General features: G+C 72.0%; 10 protein-coding genes. All 10 read left to right on the top strand.

Annotation, left to right across the window (positions count from 1 at the left end; all coding sequences use genetic code 11):
- On the top strand, positions 1–2,342 hold a 2,342-nt coding region (locus TA90_RS06955; protein ID WP_074015331.1), incomplete at its 5' end, for an HAD-IIA family hydrolase.
- Positions 2,339–2,524, top strand: a complete 186-nt coding sequence (locus TA90_RS06950) for a hypothetical protein (RefSeq protein WP_043535345.1) — start codon at positions 2,339–2,341, stop codon at positions 2,522–2,524. The genes TA90_RS06955 and TA90_RS06950, both read left to right, overlap by 4 nt.
- 1 nt (position 2,525) lies before the next feature.
- Positions 2,526–3,365 (top strand): TlyA family RNA methyltransferase, encoded by an 840-nt coding sequence (locus TA90_RS06945; RefSeq protein WP_043535344.1) that lies wholly within the window; start codon positions 2,526–2,528, stop codon positions 3,363–3,365.
- Positions 3,362–4,255 (top strand): NAD kinase, encoded by an 894-nt coding sequence (locus tag TA90_RS06940; protein ID WP_052450609.1) that lies wholly within the window; start codon positions 3,362–3,364, stop codon positions 4,253–4,255. Before TA90_RS06945 ends, TA90_RS06940 begins: the two co-directional genes overlap by 4 nt.
- Positions 4,252–5,925, top strand: a complete 1,674-nt coding sequence (recN, locus tag TA90_RS06935) for a DNA repair protein RecN (RefSeq protein ID WP_043535343.1) — start codon at positions 4,252–4,254, stop codon at positions 5,923–5,925. Before TA90_RS06940 ends, recN begins: the two co-directional genes overlap by 4 nt.
- Positions 5,922–7,115, top strand: a complete 1,194-nt coding sequence (steA, locus tag TA90_RS06930) for a putative cytokinetic ring protein SteA (RefSeq protein WP_052450608.1) — start codon at positions 5,922–5,924, stop codon at positions 7,113–7,115. The genes recN and steA overlap by 4 nt, the downstream gene beginning before the upstream one ends.
- Before the next feature lie 9 nt (positions 7,116–7,124).
- Entirely contained in the window at positions 7,125–8,057 is a 933-nt protein-coding gene (locus TA90_RS06925; RefSeq protein ID WP_043535342.1) for a copper transporter, read from the top strand.
- Positions 8,058–8,176: 119 nt separating this feature from the next.
- The gene (locus tag TA90_RS06920) at positions 8,177–9,934 is read left to right on the top strand and encodes a CTP synthase (protein ID WP_052450607.1); all 1,758 of its coding nucleotides are present in this window, start codon (positions 8,177–8,179) and stop codon (positions 9,932–9,934) included.
- Positions 9,934–10,575, top strand: a complete 642-nt coding sequence (locus TA90_RS06915; RefSeq protein ID WP_043535346.1) for an NUDIX domain-containing protein — start codon at positions 9,934–9,936, stop codon at positions 10,573–10,575. The genes TA90_RS06920 and TA90_RS06915 overlap by 1 nt, the downstream gene beginning before the upstream one ends.
- A 139-nt stretch (positions 10,576–10,714) precedes the next feature.
- A partial coding sequence (locus tag TA90_RS06910; protein ID WP_043535341.1) for a helix-turn-helix transcriptional regulator occupies positions 10,715–11,099 on the top strand: 385 nt, incomplete at its 3' end.

The following is an 11,099-nucleotide window of genomic DNA, read 5'->3' as shown; positions in this document are numbered from 1 at the left end:
CCCGTGACGACCGGGGTGGGGACCGTCGCTCCTACCAGTCCCGTGACGACCGGGGTGGGGAGCGTCGCTCCTACCAGTCCCGTGACGACCGGGGTGGGGAGCGTCGCTCCTACCAGTCCCGCGACGACCGGGGAGGGGAGCGTCGCGGGGGTTACCGCAAGGATGACCGTAACCGGCAAAGCGATCATGCCGGTCGCGGCGGTCGCGGGCGTGAGGACCGCAATGAGCGGTACTCGAGCACAGATGAGTACGTCTCGCCGAACCCCGAGGAACCGGCGATCCCGGCGGGGGTCTCCGCTGACGAGCTCGATGCCGATGTGTTGCGTGCCCTCAACACGCTCTCGGGCCCGAACAGGGACATCGTCGCGCGTCACCTGGTGATGTCGGGACAGCTCCTCGACCTCGATCCGGAGCAGGCCTACCAGCATGCCCACGCGGCCGCTGAGCGGGCCGGGAGGGTCGACGTGGTCCGCGAGGCCGCAGCCCTCACGGCCTACGCGTCGGGTCGCTACGAGGAAGCACTGCGCGAGGTGCGGGCAGTGCGCAGGATGCGTGGCGACGACTCGCTGCGTGCCATCGAGGCCGATTCGGAGCGTGGCCTCGGACGACCTGAGAAGGCCGTCGAGATCATCGACTCGGTCGACACCAGGGGAATGGACCTGGCCGACCAGGTCGAGCTCGTGCTCGTTTCCTCCGGTGCCCGTGCGGACCTGGGTCAGAACGAGGTGGGTCTCGTCCTCGTCGACGACGCACTGGCCGCTCTCCCTGAGGACGCGGATCCCGAACTGTTCAGGCGCCTGATGAGCGTCAAGGCGGACCGGTTGCGCGAACTCGGTCGGGACGACGAGGCGGACGAGGTCGAGGCGGCGATGCCGGCCGAGGTCGATGACCCCGAGATCGTCGACGTCGAGCTGTTCGCGGATGCCGATGTCGACCGGAAGCCCTCGCCCCTCCGTGGCACGGAGACGACCCTGTGCACCACCTTCGACGGGATCCTCATGGACCTCGACGGGGTCGCCTACCACGGCACGGAACCGGTCGACCATGCGGCGGAGTCGGTGGTCGCGGCCCGTGCGGCCGGCATGAAGACGGCATTCCTGACGAACAACGCCTCCCGTTCACCGAGCAGCGTGGCGGAGAGACTCTCCGCGATGGGGTTCGGGGCGGAGCCGGGCATGGTCATGACCTCCGCGATGGACGTCGTCGCCTACATGGACGAGAACCTCGAGCCCGGGACCCGCGTGCTGGTCGTCGGAGGACAGGGACTCCGGGACGCGGTGACCGAGGGTGGCTACCAGATCGTCGAGTCGGCGGACGATGAGCCGGGGGCCGTCGTGCAGGGGTTCGACCCCGGCGTCGGGTGGGCGGAGCTCTCGGAGGCGGTCTACGCGATCCAGAGGGGAGCGACGTTCTTCGCGACCAACCTGGATGCCACGCTGCCGACCGAACGCGGCTTCGCCATCGGGAACGGCTCCCTGGTCCGCGCCGTGCAGAACGCCACCGGCCGGCGTCCCATCGCGGCGGGCAAGCCCGAGCCCGGTATCTACTCCCGCGCCGCAGCACTGGTCGGTGCGACCAATCCCGTGGCCGTCGGTGACCGTCTCGAGACGGACGTGGCGGGGGCGGTGGCGGCAGGGCTGCCCTCCATGCACGTCCTGACCGGAGTCCACCAGGCGCGGGACGTCATCATGGCCCGTCGGGGTCAACGTCCGGCGTTCCTGGCCCGGGACCTGCGTGGTCTGGTCGAGGAGCACCCACGGCCCAAGCACCACCGCGACGGTTCGTGGACCTGCGGGTTCTCCCAGGTGGCACGGGTCCTGCGGGACGGGACGCCCAGCCTCGACGACGTCGAGCTCGCCACCGCCACCACGGTGACCCTGGACTCCTACCGAGCCCTGGCGGCCGCGGCCTGGGACGCCGCGGATGAGGGGACCGGAGTCGTGTGCCCTGAGATCACCGTGGTGGACAACGACGATCCCTCCGGAGTCGTCTCGGCGCCCGAGCCCGAGCCCGAGCCCGCCGTCGCGCCGGTCGCCGAGCCCGCGGGTACCGACGAGCAGGATCCGCAGTCCGCGGACGGCGACGCCTTCTCGGAGGAGGACCTCGAGCTGGGTGTGGTGGCGGAGGACCTGGCCGATCCGGCCGGGACACCCACCTTCCTCCCCGGTGAGGAGGAACTGCAGGCCCTCCTGGAGGGCACCGGAGACGCTTCCCCTGCTCGGGAGGACGCCCACCGCGGTGCGGAGGACGCCGACGGGTCACCCGCGGCCACGGCGACCGACGTCGACGGTGACACCCCGGCTGTCCCCGAGGGGGACGAGGGCGGGAGCGACCAGCTGTGACAGCCGACCACGGAGCCCCACCGGTGCCGCCGGTGCCGCCGACGGGGGATCTCGACGCCACGCTGGAGACGGTGGAGGCGCGTCTGGAGGGCCTCGAGGACCTGTCCGTGGACCTGCAGGTCCGCACCCTGGCCGCCGTCGAGGCCGACCTGAGGACGTCCCTGGAGACGGCGAGGAGCTGAGGTGAGGCTGCGACGCATCGACTCCGAACTCGTCCGTCGCGGTCTCACCCGGTCGCGCACCCAGGCGAGGGAGCTCATCGAGGCCGGACGGGTCCGACTCGACGGCGAGGTGGTCACCAAACCCGCCCGCCAGATGGATCCCGCCCAGGCGATCGTCCTCGACGAACTGCCGGAGGACGACTACGTCTCCCGCGGTGCCCGGAAGCTCGCCGGCGCGCTCGACGCGCTCGGTGGGGCCGCTCCGCTCGTCGAGGGGCGCCGGTGCCTCGACGCCGGTGCCTCGACGGGAGGGTTCACGGACGTCCTCCTGCGCCGCGGCGCAGCGACAGTGGTGGCGGTCGACGTCGGGTACGGACAGCTCGCGTGGAGGCTGCGCACGGACCCCCGAGTGGAGGTCCACGACCGGACCAATGTGCGGACCCTGCGTCCCGAGGACGTGGCGCCCGCACCGGAGCTCGTGGTCGGCGACCTCTCCTTCATCTCGCTGTCCCTCGTGCTGCCCGCCCTGGTCGGGGTCGCGCGCCCGGACGCGGACTTCCTGCTCATGGTCAAGCCCCAGTTCGAGATCGGCCGTGAGCGTCTGGGCCACGGCGGGGTCGTCCGCGACCCGGACCAGCACGTCGAGACGGTCGAGTCCGTCGCTCGCAGTGCCCTCGGACTGGGCCTCGACATCCACGCCGTCGAAGCTTCTCCACTGCCCGGCCCCTCGGGCAACGTAGAGTACTTCCTGGCGATGCGGGCCGGTCACCCGGACCGGATCGCCCCGGAGGACCTGCACACACGGATCGTCGACGCGGTCCGCAGGGGACCGGCGCCGGACGCGAGGAGGGGCACCCGATGAGTGAACGCATCATGCTCGTGCGTCACGTCAACCGTCCAGCCGCCATCGCGGCGGCAGAGGTCGCCAGGAGGGAGCTGGAGGCGCGCGGGCTCGAGGTCGTGCTCGACGAGGCCGACGCCGGCCACATCGACATGGTGCTCGCACTGGGCGGTGACGGCACGATCCTCGCGGCGGCGGAGCACGCACGGCGGCACGACGTGCCGTTGCTCGGGGTGAACATGGGACACATGGGCTTCCTCGCCGAGGTCTCCGCCGACGGCATCCCCTCCGTGGTCGAGCGCATCGCCCGGCACGACTTCCACGTGGAGAGCCGCATGACCCTCGACGTGACCATGCGTTTCCCGGACGGCACCGAGGTGACGGACTGGGCGCTCAACGAGGCCGTCATCATGCACACGAATGTCGCCCACCCGGTGCACCTGGGGTTGGCGGTCGACGGCCAGGACGTGTCGACCTACGGTGCGGACGGGATCGTCCTGGCGACTCCCACGGGCTCGACGGCCTACTCCTTCTCAGCGGGCGGACCGGTCGTGTGGCCCGACACGGAGGCGATCGTCATGGCGCCGCTGGCGGCACACGGTCTGTTCACCCGTCCCCTCGTCGTGGGCCGCTCCTCGGAGTTGGAGGTCTTCGTCCTCGACAGACTGTGGACCGCACCGGAGGTCTGGTGCGACGGACTGCGGCGGACCACCGCGCCCACGGGGACCTCCGTCGTCGCCCGTGTGGGCCGGCACCCGCTCCGTCTGGCCAGGCTGGACGACACGCCCTTCGCCACCCGCCTCGTGCGCAAGTTCGACCTCCCGGTGCGAGGGTGGCGCAGCCGGTCCGGGAGCGACGCGGACGCCGGGAGTGACGCGGACACCGGGAACGGCGTGGGGACCGGGGAATGATCTCGACGCTGCGCATCCGTTCGCTCGGGGTGATCGCGGCTGCGGACCTCGAGTTCGGTCGGGGGCTCACGGTGCTCACCGGTGAGACCGGTGCGGGGAAGACGATGGTCCTCACCTCCCTCCAGCTGCTCCTCGGGGGGCGGGCGGATCCAGCGGTGGTCCGCACCGGGGCCCCGCGGGCCGAGGTCGACGGTGTCTTCGAGGTCGGGGACCGGGTGGGTGTCCTCGCCGAGGACCTCGGCGCCGAGGTCGAGGACGGTGAGCTCATCGTCTCCCGGACCGTCGCGGGACAGGGGCGATCCCGGGCGCGCCTGGGCGGTCGGCCGGTGCCCGCCTCCGCGCTGGCCCGGCTGGGCGAGGAGCTCGTGACGATCCACGGACAGTCCGACCAGATGCGCCTGAGGCACTCCTCCGCCCAGCGGGAGGTGCTCGACGCCTTCGGGGGGGAACCGCACCTGAGCCTGCTGGAGGCGTACCGGGAGGCGTGGGCGGGAGCCGTGGAGGCGCGGCGGCGCCGCGACGAGGGACGCGACTCCGTGGAGGCCCGCGAGGCCGAGGTGCGTTCCCTGAGTGAGGCCACCGAGGCCGTCGCGGCCCTCGACCTCCACGAGGGCGAGGACGACGAGCTGCGCGCCGAGACCGAGCGCCTGACGAATGTCGAGGACCTCAGGGAGGCCGTCGGACGCGCCCGCGCCCTCCTCCTCGGTGCGGAGGGGACGCCCGGGGCGCTCGACCTCGTCCGCGGGGCACAGGAGGCCCTTCGCGAGGGGACGGCGTTCGACCGTGACCTCGAGGACCAGGCGGGGAGGCTCACCGCGAGCCTGCTCGAGCTCGACGCCGTCGGCGACGACCTCACCTCCTACGAGGGGCACCTGGAGGCCGATCCCCAGCGTCTGGCCGCCGTGCACGAGCGACGCGCGGCACTGCGTGAGCTCCTCGTCGGCCGCGCCGCGGACGCGACGGGCCTGTTGGCCTGGCAGGAGGCCGCGCTGCGCCGACTGGAGGAACTGACGGCCCCCGCGACGGATCCAGAGGTCCTCGAGCGGCGGCTGCACGACGCCCAGTCCGAAGTGCTGCGGGCCGGCGCGGAGCTGGCTCGTTCCCGGGCGGCCCTGGCCCGGACCCTCTCCCACGCGGTGGACGCCGAGCTCCGCGGGTTGGCGATGGGTGGGGCACACCTGGGCATCCGGCTCGTCGGGCACAAGCCGGGGCCGCAGGGGACCGAGGACGTCGAGTTCCTCCTGCGGCCGCACCCGGAGGCACCGGAACGTCCTCTCGGGCAGGGTGCCTCCGGCGGTGAGCTCTCCCGGGTGATGCTGGCCCTCGAGGTGGTCACCGGTTCGCAGGAGCACCCGCGCACCTTCGTCTTCGACGAGGTCGACGCCGGCATCGGTGGCAGGACCGCGACCGAGGTGGGATCACGCCTGGCACGTCTGGCCCGGACCCACCAGGTGGTCGTCGTCACCCACCTCGCGCAGGTCGCGGCCTTCGCGGATGTCCACCTCGTGGTGGAGAAGGACGGCGCCACCACCACCGTCCGGCCCGTCGCGGACGGGGGGCGCGTCGAGGAACTCGCCCGGATGATGGGCGGCGATCCGCACTCGGAGGCGGCACGCCGCCACGCCCTCGAGCTCCTCGACGGGGCGGGCGTGCAACAATCGCAGGTGTGACCTCCACCGACCGACCGACCCAGACACCGCCCCCACCCGAGCCCGACGTCAGCGCCAGGCTGCGCGTGGACGAGCGTGCGAGGAGGCTAGCCACCCGGCTGGAGGCCGGTGAGATCGCCCTCATCGACCAGGCCGACCTGGACCGCACCACTGCCGAGCAGCTCGTGGCGGCCCGGCCCGCCGCCGTGCTGGACGCCGCTCCTGCGACCACCGGACGCTACCCGAACAGGGGCCCCCGGGTGCTGCTGGAGGCGGGCATCATCCTCATCGACGACCTCGGTCCCGATGTGATGGCGTTGCGGGAGGGAGACTCCGTCGAGCTCTCGGGCGCCTCGGTGTTCCGGGGCGGGGAACTCGTGGCGACGGGCCACCGACAGACCCTCGAGGACGACGCGCAGGCGATGGCCGGCGCGCGGGCCGGCATCTCCGCGCAGCTGGAGGCCTTCGCGGGTGCCGTCGGGGTCTACCTGGACAGGGAGTCCGGCCCACTGGTGGAGGGCGAGGGCCTCCCGGCCCTGCGCACCGACATGGCGGGGCGCCCCGTCGTCCTCGTGATGGCCTCCCCGTCGACACCCGGCCAGCTGCGTGGCCTGCGTCAGTGGATGGGGGACACGGACCCCGTGGTGGTCGGAGTGGACTCCGGTGCGGACGTCGCCACGGCGAACGGGCTGCGGCCCGACCTCGTCATCGGCGACATGGACACCGTCTCGGAGAAGGTGCTCTCCTCGGGCGCCGAGCTGGTCCTCCACGAGGCGCACGACGGGACCGCGCAGGGCAGGTCGCGCCTGGACCGCAAGGGACTGGCACACTCCAGCTTCACCGCGGCCGGGGGCTCCGAGGACGCGGCCGTCCTCCTCGCCCACCTCGCGGGGGCGTCCGTCATCGTCACGGTCGGCGCCCGTCAGGGGCTCGACGACTTCCTCGACCGGGACCGGGCCGGAATGGCGGCCGGGTTCCTCACCCGCCTGCGCGCCAGCGACCGCCTCGTGTCCTCCGAGGCCGTGAGGGCCATCCACCGGCCACGCATCCGTTCCTGGCTCCTGGTGCTGCTCGCCCTCGTCCTGGTCGGCGCCGTCTGCGCGGCACTGTGGTCCACCCCCTGGGGGCACGGCCTCTTCGAGCCCGTCTCCTCCGTCCTGTCCGACGTCGTCAACTGGTTCCGCTCACTCCTGGGCGGGAATGCAGCCTGAGAGGCACCCATGGTCAACTTCCGCTACCACCTGGTCTCACTGATCGCCGTCTTCGTCGCGCTGGCGGTCGGCGTCGTGCTCGGCGCCGGCCCCCTGCAGGCGCAGCTCGGTGATGCCCTGTCCTCCTCCGACGAGGGCGCCTCCGTGGAGGACCAGAGTGCGGCGCTCGCCAGCGCCAAGCAGGGCCTCGCCGCCCAGGACTCCATGATCGGGGAGGTGGCGGACCGCGTCCTGCCCTCGACCCTCGACGGTGTGCCGGTGGTGACCGTCGCGCTTCCCGGGACCGACGCCGCCGATGTCAAGGCGGCGGTGGAGGACCTGGCGAAGGCGGGGGCGGAGGTCGTCGGCGCGGTGTCGATGACCGAGAACTGGGACTCCCAGTCCATGGCGCAGTACCGCGAGACCCTGGCGAGTCCCCTCGCGTCCCACCTCACGACGGCCGCACCGGGCGACGCGACGACCGACGCGGTCATCGGCTACGCGCTCGTCGAGGTGCTGACCTCGACGGGATCGGAGCAGGACCTCGTCTCCGACATGCTCACCGATGCCTCCACCCCGATCCTCAGGATCGACCAGGACCCGCAGGGCAAGGCAGCTGCGATCCTCGTGATCGGGCCGCGTGCGTCCTCGTCGGCCACCAGTGGCGACGACTCCCAGAGCGGCGCGGCCACTCCCTCGGTGTCGGCCTGGGCCGGGCTCGCTCGGGCCGTCGCCAGTGCGCCCTCCGGTGGTGTGGTGCTCGCGGACGCCTCGTCCAGCGACACGATGCTCGCCCAGGTCCGTGCCCAGGGGGTGCCCGTGACCACGGTCGACTCCGTGGGCACGGCGATGGGTGCCTTCTCCGCGGTCCTCGCCCTGGGTGACGCCGGTGCGCAGGCGCGCTCGTTCGGTGTCGGCGAGGGCGCGACCGACGTGCTCCCGCCCTTCCCCGCCGCGCACTGAGGAGCGTCCGGAACTGCCGCAGGGGGTGCCGCCAGCCGGACTGCCGCACCGCGGGCACACCCACCGCCACCGGGGCGGCTCGTCCGGGGGGCGGCGCGCGGCTGATAGGGTGAAGTTCCATGGTGAACTTTGATTCGCGCACCCCGGGTGCGGAACAGTCGATGCCCAAGCACATCTTCGTCACGGGCGGTGTCGTGTCCTCGCTCGGCAAGGGCCTGACCGCGTCGTCACTGGGAATGCTGTTGCGGGCCCGTGGTCTGCGGGTCGTCATGCAGAAGCTCGATCCCTACATCAACGTCGACCCGGGCACGATGAACCCCTTCCAGCACGGGGAGGTGTTCGTCACGGAGGACGGCACGGAGACCGACCTCGACATCGGCCACTACGAGCGTTTCCTCGACGTGTTCCTCTCGGGTGCGGCCAACGCGACCACCGGGCAGGTCTACTCCACCGTGCTGGCCAAGGAGCGTCGCGGGGAGTACCTGGGGGACACCGTCCAGGTCATCCCCCACATCACCAACGAGATCATGCGGCGCATGCGGGCCCAGGCGAACCCGACCGACGGGACCACACCCCCGGACATCATCATCACGGAGATCGGCGGCACCGTCGGCGACATCGAGTCCACCCCGTTCCTGGAGGCCGCCCGCCAGGTGCGCCAGCAGATCGGCCGTGAGAACTGCTGCTTCGTCCACGTCTCGCTGCTGCCCTACCTGGCTGCGGCAGGGGAACTCAAGACGAAGCCCACCCAGCACTCCGTGGCGTCCCTGCGCTCCATCGGCATCCAGCCCGACGCCCTCGTGCTGCGCAGCGAGCACGAGGTCCCCGAGCCCGTGAAGAAGAAGGTCGCCCTCATGTGCGACGTGGACCGCGAGGCCGTGGTCGTCTGCCGCGACGCGAGCTCGATCTACGAGATCCCCCGGGTGCTGCACGCCGAGGGCCTCGATGCCTTCCTCGTGCGCAGGCTCTCCGTCCCCTTCCACGACGTGGACTGGTCACGCTGGGACGGACTCCTCGAGCGTGTGCGCGAGCCCCGCAGCGAGGTCGAGGTGGCCCTGGTCGGCAAGTACATCGACCTCCACGACGCCTACCTCTCGGTCTCCGAGGCCCTGAAGGCGGGCGGCTTCGCCCACCGGGCCCGCGTGAGGATCCGCTGGGTCACCGCCGACTCCTGCGAGACCCCCGACGGCGCCGGGAGGGCACTGGGCGGGGTCGACGCCGTGCTGGTGCCCGGCGGGTTCGGGGTGCGGGGCATCGAGGGCAAGGTCGGTGCGCTGCGCTGGGCACGCGAGAACAGGGTGCCGACCCTGGGCATCTGCCTGGGCCTGCAGTGCATGGTCATCGAGGCCGCGCGCGACCTCGTGGGCCTGCCCGACGCCTCCTCGACGGAGTTCAACCCGACCACCTCCGACCCGGTGGTGGCCACGATGGACTCCCAGCGCCAGATCATCGCCGGCAAGGGGGACCTGGGCGGCACGATGCGGCTGGGTGCCTACCCGGCGGTCCTCACCCCCGGATCCGTGGTGGCCGAGGCCTACGGCACGACGGAGGTCTCGGAACGCCACCGCCACCGCTTCGAGGTGAACGAGGCCTACGCCCCCTCCCTCGAGGAGGTCGGGATGCACATCAGCGGGACCTCACCGGATGGCAGCCTCGTGGAGTTCATCGAGCTCGACCGCTCGCTCCACCCCTACTACGTCGCCACCCAGGCGCATCCGGAGTTCAAGTCCCGTCCCACCCGTCCCCACCCCCTCTTCTCCGGCCTCATCGGCGCCGCACTGGCCATCCAGGCCGAGCGTCTCGCGGCCGGCCTCGTCCTCCGGGGCGAGGGTGAGGAGGAGGCCGAGGCCCGCTTCGAGGGGGGCGACGCCGAGTGATGACACGCAGGCAGGTCCCCGCCGACGAGCTGCACGACCGCAAGTCCCCACGTGAGGTCGAGTCGCACACCCACGTCTGGCAGGGTCGTGTCTTCGGTCTCGACGAGGACCTCGTGCGTGTGGTGGACGGCCAGGAGCCGGTCGTGCGCCAGTACCTCGCCCATCCCGGCGCGGTGGGGATCGTCGCCCTGCGTGGGGAGGAGGGTGCCGAGCAGGTGCTCCTCGAGCGCCAGTACCGCCACCCCGTGGGGGCGGAGCTGTGGGAGGTCCCGGCCGGTCTCCTGGACGTGGCAGGTGAGGAGCCGTGGGCCGCGGCGCGTCGGGAACTGCGCGAGGAGGCCGACCTCGAGGCCGCTCGCTGGGACGTGCTCGTCGACTACTTCACCTCCCCGGGGGGGTCCTCGGAGTCGATCCGTGTGTACCTGGCGCGTGACGTCCGCCCGACCGCCACCCCCTTCCCGCGCGAGGACGAGGAGGCCGACATGCTGGAGACCTGGGTCGACCTCGACGAGGCGGTGTCGGGTGTCCTGGCGGGGAGGTTCCACAACCCCACCACCGTGGTCGGGATCCTCGCGACCGCGACCGCCCGTTCCCGCGGATGGCAGTCGTTGCGCCCCCTCGACGCCCCCTGGTTGCGCTGAGGGACCACCGGACCCGGCGAACCCCGCACGGGCGGCGAAATGCGAGGTCAGACACCTCACGATTTCGGAAAGCCCCGTGTTGCCAAAAGGTCGTACACTGGTCGCTGACAGCGGACCGGACACGGCGGAGGGGGGTGCCATGGTCGAACAGGGTGATGTCGGCACCCGTACGCAGGTGCTCGACCTGATCGTCGAGAAGGGGCCGGTCACGGCCAGCGCGATCGCCAGGCAGCTCGGTCTCACGACCGCCGCGGTGCGTCGGCACATCACGACCCTCGAGGAGTCCGGGGAGATCATCGAGCACGAGCCCGGTCTGGTGGGCAAGCGCGGTCGTGGACGTCCCGCCCGGCACTACGTGGCCGGCCAGGAGGCACACCACCTGTTGCCGGAGGGGTACTCGGAACTCGCCGTCAAGGCCCTCGGCTACCTCGGCCAGGTCGGTGGGGGGGAGGCCGTCGAGTCCTTCGCGGCAGCACGGTCCCGCGAGATCGAGCGTCGCTATGCCCCGGTCGTCCGGGAGGCGG

Origin of the sequence: Actinomyces polynesiensis (assembly GCF_000820725.1) — a bacterium.
In the GTDB taxonomy this organism is placed as follows: Bacteria; Actinomycetota; Actinomycetes; order Actinomycetales; family Actinomycetaceae; genus Pauljensenia; species Pauljensenia polynesiensis.
The sequence above is the reverse complement of the archived record's forward strand: the minus strand, read 5'-3'. Positions and strand labels throughout refer to the sequence as shown.

Bases quoted from the DNA above. Each gene is read 5' to 3' on its own strand.
- TA90_RS06940 (WP_052450609.1), top strand. From the start codon at position 3,362: ATGAGTGAACGCATCATGCTCGTGCGTCACGTCAACCGTCCAGCCGCC.
- recN (WP_043535343.1), top strand. From the start codon at position 4,252: ATGATCTCGACGCTGCGCATCCGTTCGCTCGGGGTGATCGCGGCTGCG.
- TA90_RS06925 (WP_043535342.1), top strand. From the start codon at position 7,125: ATGGTCAACTTCCGCTACCACCTGGTCTCACTGATCGCCGTCTTCGTC.
- TA90_RS06920 (WP_052450607.1), top strand. From the start codon at position 8,177: ATGGTGAACTTTGATTCGCGCACCCCGGGTGCGGAACAGTCGATGCCC.
- TA90_RS06915 (WP_043535346.1), top strand. From the start codon at position 9,934: ATGACACGCAGGCAGGTCCCCGCCGACGAGCTGCACGACCGCAAGTCC.